Source organism: Paractinoplanes maris (assembly GCF_023544465.1).
In the GTDB taxonomy this organism is placed as follows: Bacteria; Actinomycetota; Actinomycetes; order Mycobacteriales; family Micromonosporaceae; genus Actinoplanes; species Actinoplanes maris.
Genome location: NZ_JALPVL010000002.1, coordinates 482833 through 503940 on the forward strand (window position 1 = coordinate 482833; position 21108 = coordinate 503940).

Genomic DNA, 21108 nt, shown 5'->3' on the forward strand with positions numbered 1-21108 from the left:
GTGCGGTCCGGCGCGGCCGGGTCAAGCGCTGCGGGATCAGGCGCGACGGGGTTGGAGGTCGTCGGCCAGTTCAAGCGCTGCTCGTCGTGGGTCGCCCGACCACCGGCTCGCGAAACCGTCCCGCAGGCGCCAGCCCTTCCGGGTCAGGGCGTGCCGGCGGGCCAGGTGCGCCTCGGGACCGCCGGGATGCGGTCCACAGAAGACGCCGGTCGGGCTCTCGGACGGGCCGATGCAGAGGTCGATCGTCCAGCGGCCCACCTCGTACCCGGATCTCGTCTCGACGCCGAGGCGCCTCAACTCGGTGCCGAGCTCGTGCACCCACCCGGTCGATGGTTTGCCGCCGGGCGTCTCGGGGGCTGATTCGGCGTACGCGAAGAAGTCGCCGATCAAGCCGTCGGCCCGGTCGACGGCGGTCACCACGACGAGCCGCCGCCGGGCCCGGGTGACCATGACGTTGAACAGGTTGGGGTCGGCGACAAAACGACGGCGCGCCGGGGAATCGCCCGGCTGCAGGCCCAGCGAGACGATCACCACCTCGGCCTCGCTGCCCTGGAAGGCGTGCACGGTGCCGGTGCGCAGCCCGAGCTCCTCGATCCGCTCGACCGGGTAGGCCTCGACCAGCGCCGCCTCGAGCGCGTCGGCCTGCGGGCGGAACGGTGAGATCACCCCGATGCCGCGGGTGCCCGCCGCCGCTTCCTCCTCGACGATCTTGAGCACGGCCGGCAGCTCGTCGGGCACCCGCACGATGTCGATGGCGTCGGCCCCCTCGGTGGCCGGGGTGCGCGTGAGCACATCGAGCCGGTCGCCGTAGAAACGCCGTGCGGCGAACCCGATCAGATGCGGCACGCTGCGGTGATGCTCGGCCAGCCAGGTCGCCGGGGCGGCCCCCGCGGCCAGGTCGAAGGCGCTGACCCGGCGTACGTCGAGCCGCTCGTCCGCCCCGTGCCGGTGGAGCACCTCGGCCACGTCGACGTCGCTCACGAACGAGACGAAGCGCAGCTGCCGCGGATCGCCGACCACCATCGCCCGCCGGGCCCGCGCGAGCACCGGCGCGGCCCGGATCTGGTCCACATGGGACGCCTCGTCCAGCACCACCAGGTCGAACATCCCGGGCGCGGCGGGCAGCAGGTCCTCGACGTCGGCCACCGTGCCGATCCAGAGCGGGAGAGCGCGTACCAAGGGCTCGGCCTCCAGCCCGGCCAGCAGCTCGCGGCGCCGGTTGCGCCCGGCCCGCAAGGCGGCGGCCAGATCGGCGGCGCCTCGGCGCGCGGCACGGTCCCACCGTTTCCGGCTGCGGGCGGCCCGGCGCATGGCCCCGCCGACGGTCGTGGCCAGCGTCGTCTCGGCGTCGTGCAGGGCCTGCCACTGCGGCTCGAGGTCGGTGCCGCCGGTCGCGGCGAGGTGGGCGGCGGCACGCTGCGCGGTAGCCGCGGCCAGGGCGTCGGTCACCCTCTCGGGCGGTACGTCCGGCCGGATGCCCAGCCGGCGCCGGGTCCACCATCCCGCGAGCCCGCCGCGGGCCAGCCGGTGCCGCAGTTTCCCGAGGTCGGCGTCGTGCTCGAAGACGCCGGGCGCATCCGCCGCCAGCGCGGTCAGGCGAGGTTGCCACTCGGGCAGCTCGGCCGCCCGCACCTCCAGGTCGAGCGCGGCGGTGAGGCCGGCCCGGATATCGCGTACGGCGTCGTGCGCTCGCCGGACAGTCTCGGCGTCCGCCCGCAGCTCCTCGTCGGTCGCCCCCGCCTCGAGCCCGGCCGTCAGCTCGGCGGCCAGGCTCTCCCGGCGGGCGGCGTCGCCGAAGAGCACCGGAACCGGCCCCGGATAGCGCTCCAGCAGCCCGGCGAGCACCTCGGCCGCATGCGGCGACTGGGTCGCCACCAGCACGGACCCGCCCCGGTGCACAACTTCGAGCGCGGCCGCGACGACGGTGTGGCTCTTGCCGTTGCCCGGCGGCCCGGAGACCACGGTGATCGTGTCGGTCCGCACCCGGGCCACCACCTCGGCCTGGGCCGCACTCAACGGCATCGGCGACAACACGGGCTCACCCCGGCCGACCGCGCGGTTGGTTCCACCGTCTCCGGCGTCGCGGTACCCCCGGCCCGAGCGGTCGTTTCCGCCGTCTCCGGCTTCGCGGCGTGCGTTTCCACTCCCGCGCGCCTCGTCTCCGCCGGCATAGACGGCGGCGAGAGCGGTGCCGGTGAGATCTCGCGCGGCCCAGCTGCGCAGGCTGTCGGCCAGCCCGGCTCCGAACACGTCCCGTACGACAAAGAGCGCAGCCTCCGGCACGAGCACGACCCGGTCGCTCGGCGCGCGCCGGTCACTCGCCACCGCGTCCACCGGCAGCCCCGTCGCCTCGGCCGCCGACCACAGCCAGGCCTTGCTGCCGGTAGCCTCCAGCCACCCCGGGCCGGCCACCCCCGGCGCCGCCTCCAGGGCAGCGGCCAGACCCCGGTCCTCGATCAGCGACGTGATCTCGACGTCCCCGGCCGGCACGACCCGATAGCCCAGCAACCCCCGCTCGAGCTGGACCGGCTGGCTGAGCAACGGCACCCGGATCTTCCGCTGCTTCCCCTCGACCTCGGTGCGCCCGACCAGGAAGCCCCACCCCCGCCGCAGCGGCCGCTCGTCGCGATGAAGCGCCCCGACCGCCGCGAGCCGTTCGACCTCTTTCCGCCGAGGCGCCCGCTCCGCGTCGTCGAGCCACACGATCGGCTGCCCGCCGCGTCCGACATCCAGCACGCGGTCGGCCCCTGCCGGCGCAAGCTCGGCCAGCACGGCAAGAACAGTCGGCGGCAGCATCGCGCCCGAGGTTACCGCCCTAACGCAGGTTGATCGGGCCGGCGTCGATCGGGATGCGGAACAGGGAGTACGGGTATTGGCGGCGGTCTTCGTCGTGCTGGTATTTGGCCTGGCGGTGCAGCTGGTTGGCGGTCACGTAGAGGTAGCCGTCGGCCACCGACATGGTGTCCGGCCAGAGCAGGCGGGGGTCGTGGGCCAGCGTCTCGACGGTGCCGTCGGGCAGGCGGCGCAGGACGGCGTTGTGCTCCCAGTCGGTCATGTAGAGGCGGCCCTGGTCATCGGTCTCGAGCCCGTCCGAGGCGCCGCCCTTGTCACCCTCGTCGACGACCGTGGCCGCCACGTCGGCGTCGCTCAGGCCCCGGTCGAACAGGGCCTCGGCCGAGACGCTGTGCCAGCGGCGCGACACCAGCGGGCAGTAGTAGACGCGCGAGCCGTCGGCGGCGATGGCGATGCCGTCGGAACCCATCTTCACCGGCTGCCGCGGGCCGTCCTTCGGGCGTTCGAAGAAGGGTTTGCCCTCGGCCATCGGCAGCATCTCGGCCGGGACCAGCGCCTTGGTCGACGGGTGGTCGTGCAGGCGGCGCCAGGCCTCACCGGTGTGCAGGTCGACCACGATCAGGCCGTTGGGGCCCTGGTCGGACGAGTCGGTGATGAAGGCGGCGTTGCGGCGCAGGTCGAACCGGACGTCGTTGAGATAGGTCGTCGGGAGGGCGACGTCCTGGTCGAAGACGATGGTCCGGACGACCTGGTCGGTGGTCAGATCCACGCAGACCAGCTTGGGCCCGCCGTGCTCGGTGGGCTGGAAGAGGGGGCTGCCGGTGTCCAGGATCCACAGGCGGTCGGCCGGGTCGACGACGATGCTCTGCACCGAGACCAGGGCGTCCGGGTCGGCGTCGCCGCGGGGCGAGTTCCAGTCGAGGTCGGGGAAGGGCACCACCTCGCCGTCCTTGATCTCGGCCACGGTGAAGCGGACGTCGTCCCCCCACTTGGGGAAGTTGACGAAGACCCGCCCGGTGCGGGAGACGCTCACCCCGGTGGGCATGGGCCCGTCGTCGAAGGTGTGCACGGTTTCCAGGGTGCCGGCGGCTTGATCTTGTGGTTGTTCGCTCACCCCGGGGCGCATACCCCGGGGTGAGGCGACGTAACGGACCGGCTCAGCCGAGGTCGACGCTGGGGTAGAGCGGGAAGCCGGCCAGCAGCTCGTGGGCCTGCTTGTGGACCCGGTCGGAGACGGCGGGGTCCAGCTGGAACTTGGCCTTGGAGCCCTCGGCGGGGGTGGTGCCGGCCAGCACCGTGTGGATCAGCTCGGCGATCTGGTCCATCTCGGCGGTGCCGAGACCGCGGCTGGTCAGGGCCGGGGTGCCGATCCGGATGCCGGAGGTGTACCAGGCGCCGTTCGGGTCGTTCGGGATGGCGTTTCGGTTGGTGACGACGCCGCTGTCGAGCAGCGCCTGCTCGGCCTGCCGGCCGGTCAGACCGAACGGGTGCACGTCGATCAGCACCAGGTGGTTCTCGGTGCCACCGCTGACCAGCTGGACGCCGCGCTTGCTCAGACCCTCGGCGAGGGCCTGGCTGTTGGTGACGATCTGCTGGGCGTACGTCTGGAACTCGGGCCGCCGGGCCTCGGCGAACGCGATCGCCTTGGCCGCCATCACGTGCGGCAGCGGGCCGCCGAGCACCATCGGGCAGCCGCGGTCGACCTGAGCGGAAAGCTCCGGCTGGCAGAAGACGGCGCCGCCGCGCGGGCCACGCAGGCTCTTGTGGGTCGTCGTGGTGACGATGTGCGCGTGCGGGATCGGGTTGAAGTCGCCGGTGAAGACGCCGCCCGCGACCAGGCCGGCGAAGTGCGCCATGTCGACCATGAAGGTGGCGCCCACCTCGTCGGCGATCTCGCGCATCTTGGCGAAGTTCACCTTGCGGGGGTAAGCCGAGTAGCCGCCGACGATCACCGCGGGCTTGAACTCGCGGGCCGTCTCCCGCAGGGCGGCGTAGTCGATCTGCCCGGTCGCCGGGTCGACGCCATAGCTGCGCTGGTCGAACATCTTGCCGGAGATGTTCGGCCGGAAGCCGTGCGTGAGGTGACCGCCGGCGTCCAGCGACATGCCGAGCAGCCGCTGGTTGCCGAAGGCCTGCCGCAGCTCGGCCCATTCGGCGTCGGTCAGGTCGTTGATCTGCCGCTTTTCGAACTTCTGGAGGTAGGGCACCTCGACCCGGTCGGCCAGGATCGCCCAGTACGCGACCAGGTTGGCGTCGATCCCGGAGTGCGGCTGCACGTAGGCGTAGGGCGCCCCGAAGAGGGCCTTGGCGTGCTCGACGGCGATCGACTCGACGGTGTCGACGTTCTGGCAGCCGGCGTAGAAGCGGCGGCCGATCGTGCCCTCCGCGTACTTGTCGGAGAGCCAGTTGCCCATCGCCAGCAGCACGGCCGGCGAGGCGTAGTTCTCACTGGCGATCAGCTTGAGCGACTCGCGCTGGTCGGTGAGCTCCTTGGCGATCGCGTCGGCGATGCGCGGCTCGACCGACCGGACCACCTCGAGGGCGGAGCGGAAGGCGAGAGATTCGACGTTTACCTCAGGCATGGGACCTCCCTATCACGGTGAAGAGGCCCAGGCGCACGGCAGGTTCGTCATTCAGACGAGGCCGCTCCCCGATGGTTGACCATCTTGACGCGCCAGTCACGGCCCGCCGACGAGCATACCGGTCTGATTCTCCCCGCCGAAACCGTTGATCACTAGGCTGAGCCGGATGAACGGCGTACAGATCCTGCTCATCATCGGGCTGGGCATCGCGGTGTCGGCGCTGGCCCGCAAGCGAGGCGTCGAACCCGGCATGATCATCGTGGTGCTGGCCGCGGGTGCGTCCTTCATCCCCGGGGTGCCCCGGCTCGAGCTGGAGAGCGAGCTGATCCTCGCCATCGTCATCCCGCCGCTGCTCTACTCGGCCACCCGGGGAGCGTCGTTCGCGAGCTTCGGAGCCAACCTGCGGTCGATCTGGACGCTCGGGGTCGTCCTGGTGGTCATCACCACCGGGGCCCTCGGCCTGCTGTCGTCGTGGCTGCTGCCGACGATCGGGCTGACCGCTGCCTTCGTGCTGGGCGCCGTGCTCGCCCCGCCGGACACGATCACCACGGTCTCGCACGGCGAGGAGATCGGGCTTCCCCAGCGCGCGACGTCGATCCTGACCGGCGAGAGCCTGGTCAACGACGCGACCGCGCTCACCCTGTTCAGCATCGCGGTGGCCGCCGTGAACGGCGAGCACACCACCTGGCAGGGCGGGGTCGGCGAGTTCTTCCGCAACGCGTCGATCGGGGTCGGCATCGGCGCGCTGTACGCCGTGATCGCACTCTGGATCCGCAAGCGGCTGGGCAACCCGACGCTGGAGACCGCGCTGGTCATGCTGGTGCCGTTCACCGCGTTCCTGACCGCCGAGGAGGTGCACGCCTCGGGCATCCTGGCGGTGGTCGTGGCCGCCTTCTCGCTCAGCGTCAACCTCACGCTCGACCCCAAGCACCAGTACCCGGGCGCCTACCGGGCGCGGCTGCAGGAGGGAGAGGTCTGGCCGGTCATCGACTTCCTGCTGGAGACGTTCGTCTTCGCGTACATCGGTCTGCAGTTGAAGTGGGTCCTGGAGGAACTGGCCGAGTCGGACGATCCCGGGCTGGGCCGCACGCTCGTCGCGGCCGGAGTGCTGCTGGTCGCGGCCATCGCGATCCGGCTGATCGGGGTCGAGGTGCTGTTCGGCCGCTGGACCGTGCGCGAGCGGCAAGTCGAGCGCCGGGCCGAGCAGGATGAGCGCTACCGCACCCGGCTGCAGCAGATGCGCGAGCGCCACCGGCAGCGCCGCGGCGAGGACCCGTTGCCCGCACCGACCCGCAACGAGCGGCTGCTGGTCGGCTGGACCGGCATGCGCGGCATCCTGACCCTGGCCGCCGCGGCCTCGATCCCCGAGCACACGGCGTCGGGCGAGGAGTTCCCGGGCCGCGCCGCGATCCAGGCGATCGCGCTGTTCGTCACGCTGGGCACGCTGCTCCTGCAGGGCACGACGGTGGCCTGGCTGGCCCGCAAGCTCAAGTTCGACCTGAGCGCCGAACGGGCCGCGACCGACGCCCAGCGCCGGCGCGGCCGCGAGATCGCCGCCGAGGTCGCCGCGCGGCCGTCGGACGACATCGACGCGAGCTTCGACGGCCAGCGCCTCGCGCTCGGCAAGGCCGTCCGCGACCACGAGCTGAGCGAGGAGATCGCCCGCGAGCTGATCGAAGACCTCGACCTGCGCCAGGCGGCCCGCCACACCACCCCCTCGACCGGCCCGGCCTGACCGGGCACAGACAGCGAACGCAAAGCCGTTCCACAAGAACCGCTTCTACGGTGACTCCAAGCGTGCGGCAAACACGATGGAGGAGTGAACTCCGATGGCACAGGATCCGAGACCGACGTACGAGGGACGGCACCTGCCCCGGCCCGACGAGGAGGTCGTCGACCAGGGCCTCGGCTTCGACCTGGGCACCCTGGCCGGCCGGCGGCACCTGCTGCGCGGGTTCGGTCTCGGCGCCGCCGTGCTCGGGCTCGCGGCCTGCGGCAACTCGTCCTCGGATCCGGCGGCACCGGCGGCCTCGTCGTCGTCCGGCACGGGCGAGATCCCCGGCGAGACGGCCGGCCCCTACCCCGGAGACGGCTCGAACGGACCCGACATCCTCGAGCAGAGCGGGGTGGTCCGCAGCGACATCCGGTCGAGCTTCGGCACCGCGAGCGGCACGGCCCAGGGCGTCCCGATGACCCTCGAGCTGACGATCCTCGACATGGCGAACGACGACGCGCCGTTCAAGGACGCCGCGGTCTACGTGTGGCACTGCGACCGCGACGGCAATTACTCGATGTACTCCGAGGGGGTCACCGACCAGAACTACCTGCGCGGTGTCCAGATCGCCGACGACTCGGGGAAGGTGAAGTTCACGAGCATCTTCCCGGCCTGCTACTCCGGCCGGTGGCCCCACATCCACTTCGAGGTCTATCCGAGCCGGGCCGACCTCACCGATTCGGCCAAGGCCATCGCCACCTCGCAGGTCGCCCTGCCCAAGGACGTCTGCGACAAGGTGTACGCGACCACCGGCTACTCGGCCTCGGTCAGCAACCTGAGCCAGGTCAGCCTGTCGTCCGACAACGTCTTCGGCGACGACGAGGCCGCCCTGCAGACCGGCGCGGCCTCGGGTGACGTCGCCGGCGGCTTCACCGTGACGCTGACCGCGAAGGTCGACACGACGACCACTCCGACCGGCGGCGCGGCCCCGGGTGGCGGCGGTTCCGGTGGTGCCCCTCCGGCCAACTGAGTTCCGTAACCAGTTTTACTTGCCTGTAACACTTGCATCGACAAGACTGATTGCGTCGGACGCACCCCGCCGCCGATCCCCCACCGGATCACCTCGGCCGTTCCCCGGACCGATACCGGCGCGGCGGCGAGGGTGTTGTCCTTTCTTCATGCGCTTGCGACCCTGAGGCTGAGCCACAGGGCGAGCACTCCGGCCAGCAGCGCGAGCGGCACGGTGAGCAGGCCCAGGCGCAGGAAGTCGCGCGGGCCCGGCGCCGCGTCGTGCGCGTGCAGGATCTGCCGCCACAGCAGGGTGGCCAGCGAGCCCACATAGGTCAGGTTGGGGCCGACGTTCACGCCGATCAGCATCGCCAGCAGGAGTCCCGGCCGCGACTCGACAACCGGCAACAGCACCAGCGTGGCCGGCAGGTTGTTGAGCACGTTGGCCAGCGCGGCGGCCAGGAAGGCGACGGCCAGCAGACCGAGCAGATCGGCGTGGTCGGGCACGATGGTGTGGAGCAGCCGTTCCAGGCCGTGCTGCTGAACGGCCAGCACCACGACGCCGAGGGCCAGCACGAATGCGCAGAACGCGGGATTGGCCTCCCGGAGCAGGGTGCCGACCGGAACGCGGCGGGGCACGGCCAGGAAGACCGCCCCGGCCACCGCGACCCACGCCGGATCAATTCCGAGGGGATGCACCACCGCGAAGCCGGCCAGGGTCACGGCCAGCACGGTCAGGGCGTACCGCGGTGCCGGGCCGTTACCCGGCTCGGCGCTGGGCTTCTCGCGTACCCGCAGGTCACCGGCGAAATAGACGCGGAACACGAGGAACTCCACGACGATGACGGCGATCCAGGGCAGCGTCATCAGCGCGGTGAACCCGAAGAAGGTGAGCCCGCTGGCCGCGAACGCGAGCAGGTTGGTCAGGTTCGAGACGGGCAGCAGCAGCGAGGCCGAGTTGGCCAGGTGCGCGGTGGCGAAGGCCGGCGGGCGGGGCCGGGCGCCGACCCGGGCCGCCGTGGCCAGGATGACCGGGGTGAGCAGCACGACGGTGGCGTCCAGGCTGAGGAACGCGGTGGTGAGGGCGGCCGCCACGAAGACCGCCACCAGCAAGCGTGCCGGGCGGCCCCCGCTGATCCGGGCCGCGACCGCCCCGGCGTACCGGAAGACGCCGTGCTCGGCCGCCAGGTGGGCCAGGACCAGAACGGCGGCCAGGAACCCGACCGTCGGGCCGAGCTCGCGGAATTCGCTGAGTGCGTCGTCCCAGGTCACGATCCCGGCCGCGATCACCAGGCCGGCCGCGGGCACGGCGGCGACCGCCTCGGGCAGACCGCGCGGCCGGACGACGGCGAAGGCCAGCACGGCCGCCAGCAGCACCGCCGAAATGATCAAGGACACCGCGGCAGGTTACGAGCCGGACGACTCCCATGCCTCGTCGAAAAGCTCCTGAGCACCTGAGACGTTGAGCACCCGGGCCACCGAGCGCTGGGCGTTCACCACGCCGAAGCCGGCACCCCGGGCGATGGCCGCGTTGTAGCCGTCGATCAGCGCACCGAGCGCCTCGGAGTCCATGAAGGTGACCGCGGCCAGGTCGACGACGACCCGCTCGGCCGCACCGAGGGCGTCCAGGATCATCGCCCGCAGGTCGTCCCGGGAGTTGATGTCCAGCTCGCCGCTGGGGCGCAGGATCTTCGCGGTCGGTCCGGCCGCGCGCTCCCGGCCGATCTGATAGAAGTCCGCCACGGGGGCATTTCTATCAGGACATCGGTGGTTCAGCTCGGGAAGCTGGCCCAGACGTGCTTGGTCGCCTCGGTCCGATACCACCCGACGTCGATCGCGAACGTCTTGGTGAGCTGCAGTCCGAGCCCGCCGGCGCCCAGCGGACGGTCCGCGTCCACCTCTGGGAGCGTTCCCAGATCGTGATCCGCCACGTCGATGATCAGATGGTCGTCCTCGCGCAGCAGCCGCACCTCGGTCGGCGGGAGGCCGTGCCGCAGCGCATTGGTGGCCAGCTCGGTGGCGACCACGGCCATCTTGTCGAAGAGGTCGTCGACCTCAGCGGTGTGCGTCTCGATCGCCTCGCGCAGCGCGGCCCGCAAGGTGCGAAGCTCACCGAAGGTGCCGAGTCGCCAACAGTGCAGCTCAGCGGCCGACGGATGAGGGACCGAGGAGCGCAGAGCAGACATGGTCTTCATCTTTCCCGGTCGGAAGTGTTTGACACAGGCCCGTGCGGGTCACCACAACAACCGTACGGACTAATCCCTCGCACGGTCGATCCAGGGTTCTCGATCTTCCCGGCCGCCCGCCACAAGATCCGCTACGTATATTTGCTATCACGCAAAGTGACTCATACTTTCGGCTAGTCTTCCTTGGCCTTGTCGGCTAGGTTAGTCATATCCGAACGGCCTACTGTGCGCGGCCGACGGAATCGTATCGATCACCGTCGACCAGTTAGACAGGGACACCCGACCGACCGGGTCACGCTGCGAGCAGCGCGACCGGGCTCTCCGGACAGGTGCCAGGGAGGACCACCGTATGACGATCACCGAGACCACCACGAGCACGATCGAGGCGCCGACGACCGAGGTCGTCGCCCTTCCGGCCGCTGCCACCGCGCCGGTCGACAGCGCCGCCGAGCTGCTGAACGCCATGGCTGCGATGCCGGCCGGTCACCCGTCCCGCGTCTCGCTGCGGGACCGCGCGATCGAGGCCTGGCTGCCGCTGGCCCGCCACCTCGCGCACCGCTACTCCGGCCGCGGCGAGCCCACCGACGACCTGGTTCAGACCGCGACCGTCGGCCTCATCAAGGCCGTCGACAAGTTCGACCCCGAGCGCGGCGTCGACTTCGCCGGCTACGCGATCCCGACCATCATCGGCGAGATCAAGCGCCACTTCCGCGACCGCACCTGGTCGGTCCGCGTGCCCCGCCGCCTGCAGGAGCTGCGCCTCGCGATCACCGAGGCCAACGCCACGCTGACTCACAGCCTCGGCCGCTCCCCGACCGTCGCCGACGTCGCGACCCACCTCGGAGTCAGCGAGGAAGACGTGCTGGAGGGCCTCGAGGGCGCCCGCGCCTACAACGCCACCAGCCTGTCGACCCCGATCTCGGCCGACGGCACCACCGAGCTGGGCGACACCCTCGGCGGCGAGGACTACGAGTACGAGCTGGCCGAGACCCGCGTCGCCCTCGGCCCGGCCCTGGCCACCCTGGACGAGCGCGAGCAGAAGATCCTGACGCTGCGCTTCTACGGCAACCTGACCCAGTCGCAGATCGCCGACCAGATCGGCATCTCGCAGATGCACGTCAGCCGGCTCCTGACCAAGGCGCTCACCAAGCTGCGTGGCCAGCTGGCCGCCGACACCCTGTAAGACACCAAGTTCTTCGTGGCCGGTCCGGTTCGGGCCGGCCACGAGTGTTTCCACCGCCAGACCTATCTGGGCCAGTAAGTCGGTGGGTCGTGCCGGGGATCGACAACTGAGAACCGCTTGTGGGTCAGGTCGATACCGATGATCGCCACCAGGCGCTGCCCCTCGGCGTCAGCCAACACCGCAACGACGTCGGGCATAGCCGCCACCAATGACGCGACGGCGACAGCCAGCCCGCGAAGACCTGGATGGCGCTGCTTGTATGACACGCGGTGCATGCCGGCCCGCTTCACCTCGCGGCACTCGTCAGGATCGGACATCTGCGCGGCGTCGTTGGTAACCACCACGTCGTACCCCGCGCGCTTGGCGTCCTGATAGAGCACCAGGTCCTTCTTGCCCGCCCACTTGATCAGATGGACATGGTCGACATCGTGACCGTGCAAGACATGGCGCAACAAGTCGACCGAGGGCCGAGGGACGTCCTCGTCCAACAAGATCCGCATCAGGCTGCCGTACGCTCCGCCGCTTGGTCGACGTAGTCGGCAAAAGAAGCAGCATCTCGGGCCGCTGCTGCGGTGACGCCTGGGTAGTACTCCTTGACCGCCTCTGGCGGCACTCCGTCTCGTACCAAACCGGCAACGAGGTCGAAGGCGACGCGAGTCCCTGCCACCACTGGATAGCCCCGTCGCACCGAGGGATTCACGGAGATCCGCTGTCGGGGATGGGTGAGGTTGGGAATCTCCACCTCACCCAGCGGGAACGAGCGCAACATGTCGCCCAGGTTGATCACGGTGAGCTGCTGACCAGGCTTCTCGACAAGATCGACAGCCCCATCCCCAGCGTCCTGGACGAGGGCGATGCTTCGACGGCCTTGTTTGACCAGGCGATACCGGGAGAGGTGGTCGGTCTCGCCGATCTCTCTCAGCTTGTCCAGAGCACGCCTGATGGTCTGCAGCGGTCGCTCTTCCCGTAGGTAGACAAAGGTGCGTAAGGCGATGAGGTCGCGGAACGAATAGAGCATTGGCCTGGTTGCTGAAACCTCGGGAACGAGCAGACCCTGCCGACGCCAATAGTCCAACTGGCCACGCGTCGCACCGGACAGCGCGGACGCGATGCGTGGTTCGTAGGCCATGACGTCAGCGTGTCACATCGACTGCCGTTCGTGAAAGCACGGAGCCAGTTGTCGTGCGCCAAGGTGAGCGAGCCTGGTCCATTTCGCGGCGGATCAGGCCAGGGGCGTGATTGTCGCGTAACCGGGGGCCAGGCGGAATGGGGGGCGGACGGTGGTGCCGGTGCCGGGGAGCAGGATCAGGTTGCCGGTGGACTTCTGGACTGCGGCCAGGTCGGGGTAGCCGTCGCGGTCGAAGTCGCCGAGGCCGATCAGGTCGCGCAGGTCGGTGGCGGAGGCGCCCAGCGGGACTCGTGCGCCGGTGAAGCCGCCGCGGCGGCCGGGCCACAGGTAGAGCCGGCCGTCCGTCGAGCGGGCGGCCAGGTCGGGGTGGCCGTCACGGTTGAAGTCGCCGGCGCCGGCCAGTTCGGTGCGGCCGGCCCAGCCGCTGCCGACGAGCTGGGCCCGGCCGAGCTTGGGGCCGGGCTGACCGGCGTACAGGTAAAGGTTGTTGCCCTTCGAGACGGCCAGCAGGTCCGGACGGCCGTCGCCGGTGAGGTCGCCGATCGGGGTGATTTCGCGTAGGGCCTGCCAGCCGCGGGTGAGGAGCCGGCGCTGGCCGAGGCCGGTGGCCGTGCCGGGGTGGAACCACAGGTCGCCGTTGGTCTGCCGGGCGATCACGTCCTCGCGGCCGTCGCGGTTGAGGTCGCCGGGGCGGATGACGGCGTTCATCGTGCGGAAGCCGATGCCGAGCGTGCGGCGCTGGTTGTTGTCGACCACCGAGCCGTTGCCGAGGAATGCCGTCAGGACGCCGGTGGACGACCGGCCGAGCACGTCGGACCAGCCGTTGCCCGAGGTGTCGCCCGTCCGGGTCCGGGGCAGGGGCGCGAAGTCGACGTAGTTGTTGTCGATATTGATGGTGACGCCGCCGTACGTCTCCCGGTGACCGCCGCGGTATTGCTTCATGCGCCTCTGGCCGGGCCAGGCAGTCGCCGGCAGGGCCCGGTCGGCCGTCGTGACCCGCAGATCCCACCGGGCGAAGTCGACGTAGTCGGGACGGGTGTATCCCGGTGTCGGGTACGCCGCGACCTGGTGAGCCACCCCGGAAGAGGCACTCGAGTAGAAGCCCGAGAAGTAGCCGTTGTCGTGCAGCCGGGCGGTCCACCCGTTCATGAAGGCCAGCACGCCCTGGCGGCACCTGACGTCGTCCGTCCGATACGCCTCCATGTCATAGATGATCACCGTCTCACGGGCCAGACCGAGCGCGGCCGCCTGCGCGACGGCGTCCGAGGCGGCCACCCGGCCCTGCGTGTCGGCGCGCGCGTTGTCGATCAGCCGGCGACCGCCGCCGATCGTCGTGCAGGTCGCCTGCGGTCCCACATAGAGCGGCAGCAACTTCCAGCCGGCCTCCACCTGCTGCCTGACCCAGGCCGCGGTGAGCTGCGGCTGGGCGCAGCCGCGGTTGACGCCACCGATGTAGACACCGATGGCCTTGTACGGCGAACTGGCCCGCCACGCCCTCATCGAGGCGCCGGTCGGAGCCGTGCAGGCGTCGAACGCGTACCCGGTGAAGGTGCCGGGCTGCGCGGTCGACCAGGCGGCCGCGTCGGCTCGTTGCAGAGCGAACGCCGAGGCGCTCACGACCACGGCCGCGATCAGCGCGCCCAGCGCGATCTTGCGGCGCGCGAGTGACAGGACCGCCATGACTCCCTTTCCGGCGTCGGACGAACGAGGAACGGACGAACGGACGACGAGCGAACGAGCACAGAGCCAAGCAAGCGGCCGCTCAGCTCACCTCGGCTGAACGGGCGCTCCCCGTCGCCCGCGCGTTCACCCGGCTCACGACCAGCAGTGCCGCCGCGAGCGCGAGCGCGCCCAGTTCCATCCCCGCTCCGACCAGCGGCGTCGACTCGTAACCCCAGCCGGCGGCGATGGCCCGGCCACCCAGGTAGGCGCCCGCGGCATTCCCCAGGTTGAACGCGGACACGGCGGCCGACGACACGATCAGGTTTTGCGCGTCACCGTCGGCCGCGGTGATCACCCGGGTGGTCAGACCCGGAGCGGTGGCGTAGGCGACGACACCGAGCGCGAAGAGCGTCACCGCCGCCGGCAGCCGCGAGTGGGCGGTCCAGGAGAAGAGGACCAGGACGATCAGCATCGCGACCGACGCGGTGACGACGGTCGTCATCAGCCGGCGGTCGGCCGCCCGGGCCCCGATCACGTTGCCCAGCACCAGCCCCAGGCCGAAGAGCACGAGCAGCCACGGCAGCGCGCCCGGACCGAACCCGGCGACCTCGGTCATCAGCGGTGCCACGTACGTGAAAGGGGCGTAGACAGCGCCGAACGCGAGCGCGGTCATGCCCAGGGCGAGCCAGACGGTGACGTTGCGGAAGGCACCCCACTGGCCGCCGGCGGCCGCGCCGGAACCGGTCACCGGGACGAACGCGGCCGTCGAGAGCGCGGCGAGGACGCCGAGCAGCGCCATCGCCCAGAAGGTGGCGCGCCAGCCGTACTGCTGGCCGAGCAACGTGCCGAGGGGGACGCCGGCCACGGTGGCCAGGGTGATGCCGCTCAGCATGGCGGCGATCGCGCTGCTGCGGCGGTCGGGCCGGACGAGACCGCCCGCGACGATGGTGGCGATGCCGATGAACGCGCCGTGACAGAGAGCGGCGACCACCCGGCCGGTCATCATCACGGCGAAGCTGGGCGCGACGGCCGACATCAGGTTGCCGGCGACGAAGAAGCCGAGCAGGGCGATCAGCACCGGCTTCCGCGCCCGGCGAGCGACCGCGGCCGTGACGAGCGGCCCGCCGATCACCACACTCAGGGCGTACGCGGAGATCAGCAGGCCGGCGGTGGGGATCGACACCGACAGATCGGTGGCGATCTCGGGCAGCAGACCGGTGATGACGAATTCGGTCATGCCGAGGGCGAAGGTGCCGGCGGCCAGGGCGGTGAGCGCGGGTGCTGATCGCGGTGCCATCGGGACACTCTGGCAGAGGGTAGCGTCGGCCGGGTGGAGCCCGCTTTTGTGCTGCATGACCATCGCAAACCCCGGCCGCACTTCGACCTGCGGCTGGAGGAAGACGGCGTGTTGCGTTCGTGGGCCGTGCCGCGCGGGCTGCCCACCGATCCGGCTCGCAACCGGCTGGCCGTCGCCGTGCCCGACCACGACCTCGACCACCTCACCTACACCGACTCGGACAAGTCGATCGCGGACATCGGCTGGTGGCAGGAAGAGGACCGCAACGACAAGCGGATGGTCTTCACCCTGCACGGGCGGGACGGGTCGCACCGGTATGCGCTGATCCACACCGATGGGGTCAATTGGTTACTGCACCGGACCAAAGAACAACCGCGGTAGTGACTCCACCCGTCGGGCCCGCACCGGCCCGGCTACCGTTGACGCGATGCCACCTTCAGCCGATCTTCCCGGATTCCTGCACGGCGTGGCCCCGATTCTCGATCGCTGGGGTTATCTCGCCGTCGCGGGTGTGATCGGCGTCGAGAGCTTCGGGGTGCCCGCGCCGGGTCAGACCATCATGGTGGCCGCGGCCGTCTATGCCGGGGCCGGCCGGATGAACATCTTCGCGGTCGCGGCCATCGCGTTCGTCGCCGCGGTGATCGGCGACAACATCGGCTACTGGATCGGGGTGCGCGGCGGCCGCAAAGTCGCCGTGCGCTGGGGGAAATACGTGTTCCTCACACCCGAGCGGCTGGCCCGGGCCGAGGGATTCTTCGCCCGCCGCGGGGGCCGGGTCGTCATGGTGGCCCGCTTCATCGACGGGCTGCGCCAGTTCAACGGCGTGATCGCCGGCATCACCGCGATGCCGTGGCGCACGTTCCTGATCTACAACGCCATCGGCGCCGCGCTGTGGGTAGGCTTCTGGACGACCATCGCGTACCTGCTCGGCACGCATCTCGTCGAGATCATCGAGCACGCCCACCGCTACAAGTGGTGGGCCATCGCCGCCGCGGTGCTGGCGGTGACCGGCTACGTGACGCTGCATGTGCGGCACATCCGCCGCCGCCGCGCTCAGAAGGCCGAAGCCGCGGCGGCCCAGGACACATCCTCCTGAAGGTTGCTCACCTCCGGCCGGGGTAGGGCAATGGGGAGGGAAGGAGAAGTTGTGACAAGCAAGCAGCTCGATCGCCGCCGTGAGCAATCCGCGGCCGCACACACCGCCGCCGAGCGCGCCCAGACGACCGTCACCGAGCTGGAGAACAGGCTGCGCACCAACGCCGACCTGACCCGCCAGCAGACGCAGGCACTGCGTAACGCCGAGGCCGAGGCCAAGCGGCTCAAGCGATCACTCAAGACGCAGGCGCGCGACAAGGACCGCCTCCGCAAGGCGCACCGCAAGGCCGTACAGCGGGCCGGGAAGGCTCAGGGCAAGGCGTCGGCGCTGGAGGAGAAATACGGCAAGAGCCTGCTCAACGACCTGATCAGCCGGGAGAAGGAACGGGACCGCGCGGCGGCCTCACCGCCGGGACCGGCCGCCACACCGGTGAGCCCCACGCTGCCGGCCGTCGTCCCGCCGCCGCCGACCGACGAGACGACTCCGGCCGAGACGGAGGACACGACTCCGCCCGAGTCGGCTCAGACCGACGAGACGGCGGCCGAGACGGCCCAGACCGAGGACACGGCGGCGCCGGCCGCGTCGAGCACGGCCCGGGCGACCGCGGCCCGGCGGACAGCCGCGAGGGCCGCGTCGTCGGCCGCAGCTCCCCGCACCCGCGCTCCGCGTAAGACGGCCGCGGCGGCCGAGACGCCGGTGCCGGCCACCACCGGCCGGCGCGGCGCGCCACGCAAGCACACTCCCTGATTCCGTACGGTTCGAGCTCAGCACGAGGGCGGCCCACCTGCACAGCAGAGGGGCCGCCCTCGCGTGACCTGTGGAGGTTATAGGTGACCGACATCGACCCTGGCCGGTTCGACATGACCACTGTGCGGGCCGTGCTCTTCGACATGGACGGCACCCTGGTCGACTCGGACGGCGCGGTGCTGCGGTCGTGGTTGTCCTGGGCCGCCGAGTACGGTGTCGACGGCCAGGAGGCGTACGAGATGGCGCACGGCAGTCCGAGCGCGACCACCGTCCGCAAGCTCCTGCCGCACCTCGACGAGGCTACTCAGGTCGTCGCGTCGGCCCGTCAGCTCGAGCTGCAGTACGACGACCTCTCCGACGTGTCCGCGACTCCGGGCGCCGCCGAGCTGCTCGTGCGGCTCACCCGCCGAGGCATCCCGTGGGCCGTGGTGACCAGCGCCGACACCCGGCTGGCCAAGGCCCGGCTGAGCGCGGCCGGCATCGTCGCGCCGGTGCTGGTGACCACCGACGACATCGCGGCCGGCAAGCCCGACCCCGAGGGTTACCTGCGCGCCGCGGAGCTGCTCGGCGTCGACCCGGCCGACTGCCTGGTGGTCGAGGACGCCGAGGTCGGCCTGGCCGCCGGACGCGCCGCCGGGGCCCGCACGGCCGCCCTGCGCGGACTCGACGGAGACCTGCGACTGGAAACGCTCGCCGATCTGGCCGCGCTGCTCGGCTGACAGCGGGTCGATCAGGGCGCGGGCGGCAGGTCGTCGAGGAAGTCACCGGTCGGGACGAAGAACAGCGATCCGGTCCGGGCCGTCGAGAAGTCCAGGATGCGGTCGTACGTGCCGAAGGGCTCGCCGAGGAACATGCGGCGCAGCATCAGCTCGGGCACATCGGGCGTGGCGGCGTAGGCGATGTAATAGGTGCCGAACTCGCCGTCCTTGATCGAGCCGAACGGCATGTTGTCGCGCAGGATCTTGAGCTCGTTGCCGTCCGCGTCCTCGACGACGTTGAGGGCGAGGTGCGAGTTGGGCGCCTTGTCCTCGTCCGGGATCTCGACGTTGTCGAGCTTCCGGCGGCCGATGGCGGCCTCCTGGTCCTCGACCTTCAACGCGTTCCAGGCCTCGAGGTCGTGGACGTATTTCTGCACCATCACGTAGCTGCCGCCGGCGAACGCCTCGTCCTCGTCACCGATCACCACGGCGTGCCGGGCCTTGGCCCCCGACGGGTTCTCGGTGCCGTCGACGAAGCCCAGCAGGTCGCGCTCGTCGAAGTATTTGAAGCCGTGTGTCTCGTCGACGATGTCGCCGGCGCCGCGCAACCGGTCACCGATCTTGCTCGCCAGCTCGAAGCAGACGTCCATCTGGCCGGCCCGGATGTGGAAGAGCAGGTCGCCCGGGGTCGACGGCGCGGTGTGCTTGGGACCCTTCCAGGCGCGGAAGCGGTGCAACTCGGCCGGGCGCGGGCCGGCGAAGAGGCGGTCCCACACCTCGGCGCCGATGCCGGTGACGCAGGAGAGCTGGGCCGCGGGCAGCCGGAAGCCGACCGTGCGCTGCAACGCGCTGAGGTCTTCGAGCAGGTCACGCACGGTCTGCTCGCCGCCCGGACGGACGGTGGCCACGAGGAAGATCGCGGCGTCGGTGAGCGGAGCCAGGACGGCCTGGGATTCGACGGTCGGGCCGACGGAGCGGGGCGCGGTCATGGGGCGCAGTTTATGGGCCGGGCCGCGATAATGGACCGATGAGTGATCGGGCTGACGCCACCGGCCGTTTCGCCTTCGCCGGCCGCACGTGCCTGGTCACCGGGGCCGCCGCCGGCATCGGGGCGGCTCTGGCCCACGAGCTGGCCCGGCGGCGCGCGGTGCTGGCGCTGGTCGACCGGGATGCCGAGGGCCTGGCCCGGGTGGCCGCCGCGGCTCGCGAGCTCGGCGCGCGCGAGGTGACGACGTACGAGATCGACCTCAGCGACGGCGGTGACCGGCTGGACCTGGCGGCCGAGGTGGCCGCCCGCCACGGCGGGGTCGATCTGCTGGCCAACAACGCCGGCGTCACGCTGATGGGCAGCTTCGAGGAGAACTCGATGGCCGACCTCGAATGGCTGCTCGAGGTCAACCTGCTCGCCGTCGTGCGGCTGACCAAGGCGTTCCTGCCGCAGCTGCTGGCCCGCCCCGGCTCGCACGTGGTCAACGTGTCGAGCCTGTTCGGATTGATCGCCCCGGCCGGTCAGGTGGCCTATGCGACGAGCAAGTTCGCCGTCCGCGGGTTCACCGACGCGCTGCGGCACGAGATCGAGCCGATGGGGGTCGGGGTCACCGTGGTGCATCCCGGCGGCATCCGCACCAACATCGCGGCCAACGCCCGGATCAGCGGCGGTGACCCGGAGGGCAAGCAGGCCGAGCAGGCGCGGCGCTTCGCCGAGCGGGCGCTGACCATGCCGGCCGAGGAAGCGGCCAGGCAGATCCTGGCGGCGGTGCACCACCGGCGGCCGCGACTGGTGATCGGCGGCGTCGCCAAGGGGGCCGACCTGCTGGCCCGGCTGGCCCCGATCCGCTACTGGCGGATCAGCCAGGCCGTCGCCGCCCGCCGCAAGATCGTCTGAATTCAGAAGGCGGCGAACCGGCGCCGGTCCTGGCCGTTGATCGTGGTGAAGTCGCCCCCGGCCTCGATCGTGCCGGCCACGTGATTGACGCTCAGCACCCGGACCCCGATCACTCCGTTCGCCGTCGGCGCCCACCCGGTGAGCTGCCCCTTCGACGTCACCGCGGCGAGCTTGAACCGCCCCCGGGCACCGTCCACACAGCCACCCTTGACGCCGTTGCGCTCGGTCAGGCAGGCGCTGTCGAAGTGCCCGCCGACATACGTGATGCCCCCGGTGGTGGCGATGGCCGAGGCGTCCCCGTCGAAGACCCGCTGCCAGCGCATCGTCCCGATCCAGTTGTAGGCGATCGCCCGGCCGCCCACTCCCGCGGTGGCCACGTGCACCCCGGCCGGGTCGAGCGAGATCGCCCGCACCTCGGCCGGCACCCGCGGCCGGAACGCCGGCTCGACGACCCCGCTGGTGCCGTCGACCCCGGCCAGCCGCAGGGTGCCCTTGACGGCGTTCACGGTGTGGAAGCCGCCACCGAGGTAGACCCGCCGGCCGGTGACCGCGAGCGCGTGCACCGTGTCGTCGGCGGCCGGGCGCCAGCGCGCGTCCAGCTTGCCGGTGGTCAGCGAGAAGGCGGCCAGGTTGCTGCGTTTCTGGCCGGAGACGTCGGTGAAGCTGCCGGCCAGATAGAGCCGGTCGTTGCCGGTGGCGAGCGCGTAGGCCGTACCGGAAAGGGTGTGCTGGAAGGAGCGGACGACGCCGGTCGTGGGGTGCAGCCGGGCCAGGGAGTCACGGGCCTCGCCGTCGACCCGGTGGAAGTCGCCGGCCGCGTAGACGCTGTCCGGCGTGGCGGCCAGGGCGCGCACCACGCCGTCGGCGCTCGGCGACCAGTCGAGCATCTGGCCGGTGCGGGAGTCGAAGGCGGCCATCCGCTCGCGCGGATAGACGCGGCCGCCGGCCGTGGCCGTGGTGAACGAGCCTCCGACATAGGTGGTCGCGCCGCGGTGGGCGATGGCGTAGACGCCACCGTTGAAGGTGGGTGCACCGGGGCGTGGCGGCGGGGCCACCGCCGTCGCCGCGGACGCCGGCCAGACCAGAGCTACCAGGGCAACCAGGGGGAACAGAAGTCGAGGCACAAAG

At 71.1% G+C, this 21108-nt stretch carries 20 protein-coding genes and 1 riboswitch; of the genes, 8 read left to right on the forward strand and 12 right to left on the reverse strand.

The features are described 5' to 3' along the window. Positions 1 to 36 precede the first annotated feature (36 nt). The 3 genes from NAG42_RS43980 to NAG42_RS07180 all read right to left on the reverse strand — a co-directional run bounded on the left by NAG42_RS43980 (position 37) and on the right by NAG42_RS07180 (position 5375). Positions 37 to 2796 carry a DEAD/DEAH box helicase gene (locus NAG42_RS43980; RefSeq protein ID WP_284044943.1) on the reverse strand — a complete coding sequence of 920 codons (2760 nt, stop codon included), beginning with the start codon at positions 2794 to 2796 and terminating at the stop codon, positions 37 to 39. Between the two features lie 19 nt (positions 2797 to 2815). Then, the gene (locus NAG42_RS07175) at positions 2816 to 3862 is read right to left on the reverse strand and encodes an L-dopachrome tautomerase-related protein (RefSeq protein WP_250028945.1); all 1047 of its coding nucleotides are present in this window, start codon (positions 3860 to 3862) and stop codon (positions 2816 to 2818) included. A gap of 88 nt (positions 3863 to 3950) precedes the next feature. Next, on the reverse strand, positions 3951 to 5375 hold the full coding sequence (locus NAG42_RS07180; protein WP_250028946.1) for a glycine hydroxymethyltransferase: 1425 nt from the start codon (positions 5373 to 5375) through the stop codon (positions 3951 to 3953). Between the two features lie 18 nt (positions 5376 to 5393). Continuing rightward, positions 5394 to 5485, reverse strand: a riboswitch (ZMP/ZTP riboswitch). Between the two features lie 56 nt (positions 5486 to 5541). Here NAG42_RS07180 and NAG42_RS07185 point away from each other — a divergent pair. Next, positions 5542 to 7110, forward strand: coding sequence for a cation:proton antiporter (locus tag NAG42_RS07185; protein ID WP_250028947.1), 1569 nt, complete (start codon positions 5542 to 5544; stop codon positions 7108 to 7110). A gap of 94 nt (positions 7111 to 7204) precedes the next feature. Beyond that, entirely contained in the window at positions 7205 to 8119 is a 915-nt protein-coding gene (locus NAG42_RS07190; protein WP_250028949.1) for an intradiol ring-cleavage dioxygenase, read from the forward strand. A gap of 146 nt (positions 8120 to 8265) precedes the next feature. Here NAG42_RS07190 and NAG42_RS07195 read toward each other — a convergent pair whose 3' ends face one another. From NAG42_RS07195 to NAG42_RS07205, 3 genes are read right to left on the reverse strand one after another with little or no spacing between them, the layout of a single operon-like run. Next, on the reverse strand, positions 8266 to 9495 hold the full coding sequence (locus NAG42_RS07195; RefSeq protein WP_250028951.1) for an SLC13 family permease: 1230 nt from the start codon (positions 9493 to 9495) through the stop codon (positions 8266 to 8268). A 9-nt stretch (positions 9496 to 9504) separates the two neighbouring features. Beyond that, entirely contained in the window at positions 9505 to 9840 is a 336-nt protein-coding gene (locus tag NAG42_RS07200) for an STAS domain-containing protein (RefSeq protein WP_250028952.1), read from the reverse strand. Positions 9841 to 9869: 29 nt separating this feature from the next. Then, on the reverse strand, positions 9870 to 10283 hold the full coding sequence (locus tag NAG42_RS07205; protein ID WP_250028954.1) for an ATP-binding protein: 414 nt from the start codon (positions 10281 to 10283) through the stop codon (positions 9870 to 9872). A 349-nt stretch (positions 10284 to 10632) separates the two neighbouring features. On the opposite strand from NAG42_RS07205, the gene NAG42_RS07210 reads away from it, so the two are divergent. Beyond that, entirely contained in the window at positions 10633 to 11466 is an 834-nt protein-coding gene (locus tag NAG42_RS07210) for an RNA polymerase sigma factor SigF (RefSeq protein ID WP_438872372.1), read from the forward strand. A 62-nt stretch (positions 11467 to 11528) separates the two neighbouring features. On the opposite strand, the gene NAG42_RS07215 is transcribed toward NAG42_RS07210, so the two are convergent. The 4 genes from NAG42_RS07215 to NAG42_RS07230 all read right to left on the reverse strand — a co-directional run bounded on the left by NAG42_RS07215 (position 11529) and on the right by NAG42_RS07230 (position 15554). After that, positions 11529 to 11966, reverse strand: a complete 438-nt coding sequence (locus tag NAG42_RS07215) for a DUF5615 family PIN-like protein (RefSeq protein WP_250028956.1) — start codon at positions 11964 to 11966, stop codon at positions 11529 to 11531. Continuing rightward, on the reverse strand, positions 11966 to 12595 hold the full coding sequence (locus NAG42_RS07220; RefSeq protein WP_250028957.1) for a DUF433 domain-containing protein: 630 nt from the start codon (positions 12593 to 12595) through the stop codon (positions 11966 to 11968). Before NAG42_RS07220 ends, NAG42_RS07215 begins: the two co-directional genes overlap by 1 nt. 93 nt (positions 12596 to 12688) lie before the next feature. After that, a complete protein-coding gene (locus NAG42_RS07225; RefSeq protein ID WP_250028959.1) occupies positions 12689 to 14275 on the reverse strand; it encodes a glycoside hydrolase domain-containing protein in 1587 nt (528 codons plus the stop codon). Between the two features lie 82 nt (positions 14276 to 14357). Then, a complete protein-coding gene (locus tag NAG42_RS07230; RefSeq protein ID WP_250028961.1) occupies positions 14358 to 15554 on the reverse strand; it encodes an MFS transporter in 1197 nt (398 codons plus the stop codon). 33 nt (positions 15555 to 15587) lie between these two features. On the opposite strand from NAG42_RS07230, the gene NAG42_RS07235 reads away from it, so the two are divergent. The 4 genes from NAG42_RS07235 (at position 15588) to NAG42_RS07250 (ending at position 18116) form a co-directional block, all read left to right on the forward strand. Beyond that, positions 15588 to 15935, forward strand: a complete 348-nt coding sequence (locus NAG42_RS07235) for a DNA polymerase ligase N-terminal domain-containing protein (protein ID WP_250028963.1) — start codon at positions 15588 to 15590, stop codon at positions 15933 to 15935. 46 nt (positions 15936 to 15981) lie between these two features. Then, entirely contained in the window at positions 15982 to 16650 is a 669-nt protein-coding gene (locus tag NAG42_RS07240) for a DedA family protein (RefSeq protein ID WP_250028964.1), read from the forward strand. 51 nt (positions 16651 to 16701) lie between these two features. Continuing rightward, a complete protein-coding gene (locus NAG42_RS07245) occupies positions 16702 to 17397 on the forward strand; it encodes a hypothetical protein (protein ID WP_250028966.1) in 696 nt (231 codons plus the stop codon). Positions 17398 to 17480: 83 nt separating this feature from the next. Then, the gene (locus NAG42_RS07250) at positions 17481 to 18116 is read left to right on the forward strand and encodes an HAD-IA family hydrolase (protein ID WP_250028968.1); all 636 of its coding nucleotides are present in this window, start codon (positions 17481 to 17483) and stop codon (positions 18114 to 18116) included. A gap of 11 nt (positions 18117 to 18127) precedes the next feature. On the opposite strand, the gene NAG42_RS07255 is transcribed toward NAG42_RS07250, so the two are convergent. After that, positions 18128 to 19084, reverse strand: coding sequence for a Dyp-type peroxidase (locus NAG42_RS07255; protein WP_250028969.1), 957 nt, complete (start codon positions 19082 to 19084; stop codon positions 18128 to 18130). Positions 19085 to 19122: 38 nt separating this feature from the next. Here NAG42_RS07255 and NAG42_RS07260 point away from each other — a divergent pair, with 38 nt between their 5' ends. Further along, complete coding sequence (locus NAG42_RS07260) at positions 19123 to 19980, forward strand: SDR family NAD(P)-dependent oxidoreductase (protein ID WP_250028971.1); 858 nt, start codon at positions 19123 to 19125, stop codon at positions 19978 to 19980. A gap of 2 nt (positions 19981 to 19982) precedes the next feature. Here NAG42_RS07260 and NAG42_RS07265 read toward each other — a convergent pair whose 3' ends face one another. Further along, on the reverse strand, positions 19983 to 21104 hold the full coding sequence (locus NAG42_RS07265) for a hypothetical protein (protein WP_250028973.1): 1122 nt from the start codon (positions 21102 to 21104) through the stop codon (positions 19983 to 19985). Positions 21105 to 21108: the final 4 nt, after the last annotated feature.

Excerpts from the sequence above, each read along its gene's own strand:
- NAG42_RS43980 (WP_284044943.1), bottom strand. The coding sequence starts at position 2,796 with ATGCTGCCGCCGACTGTTCTTGCCGTGCTGGCCGAGCTTGCGCCGGCA.
- NAG42_RS07180 (WP_250028946.1), bottom strand. The coding sequence starts at position 5,375 with ATGCCTGAGGTAAACGTCGAATCTCTCGCCTTCCGCTCCGCCCTCGAG.
- NAG42_RS07185 (WP_250028947.1), top strand. The coding sequence starts at position 5,542 with ATGAACGGCGTACAGATCCTGCTCATCATCGGGCTGGGCATCGCGGTG.
- NAG42_RS07190 (WP_250028949.1), top strand. The coding sequence starts at position 7,205 with ATGGCACAGGATCCGAGACCGACGTACGAGGGACGGCACCTGCCCCGG.
- NAG42_RS07205 (WP_250028954.1), bottom strand. The coding sequence starts at position 10,283 with ATGTCTGCTCTGCGCTCCTCGGTCCCTCATCCGTCGGCCGCTGAGCTG.
- NAG42_RS07210 (WP_438872372.1), top strand. The coding sequence starts at position 10,633 with ATGACGATCACCGAGACCACCACGAGCACGATCGAGGCGCCGACGACC.
- NAG42_RS07215 (WP_250028956.1), bottom strand. The coding sequence starts at position 11,966 with ATGCGGATCTTGTTGGACGAGGACGTCCCTCGGCCCTCGGTCGACTTG.
- NAG42_RS07220 (WP_250028957.1), bottom strand. The coding sequence starts at position 12,595 with ATGGCCTACGAACCACGCATCGCGTCCGCGCTGTCCGGTGCGACGCGT.
- NAG42_RS07225 (WP_250028959.1), bottom strand. The coding sequence starts at position 14,275 with ATGGCGGTCCTGTCACTCGCGCGCCGCAAGATCGCGCTGGGCGCGCTG.
- NAG42_RS07230 (WP_250028961.1), bottom strand. The coding sequence starts at position 15,554 with ATGGCACCGCGATCAGCACCCGCGCTCACCGCCCTGGCCGCCGGCACC.
- NAG42_RS07240 (WP_250028964.1), top strand. The coding sequence starts at position 15,982 with ATGCCACCTTCAGCCGATCTTCCCGGATTCCTGCACGGCGTGGCCCCG.
- NAG42_RS07255 (WP_250028969.1), bottom strand. The coding sequence starts at position 19,084 with ATGACCGCGCCCCGCTCCGTCGGCCCGACCGTCGAATCCCAGGCCGTC.
- NAG42_RS07260 (WP_250028971.1), top strand. The coding sequence starts at position 19,123 with ATGAGTGATCGGGCTGACGCCACCGGCCGTTTCGCCTTCGCCGGCCGC.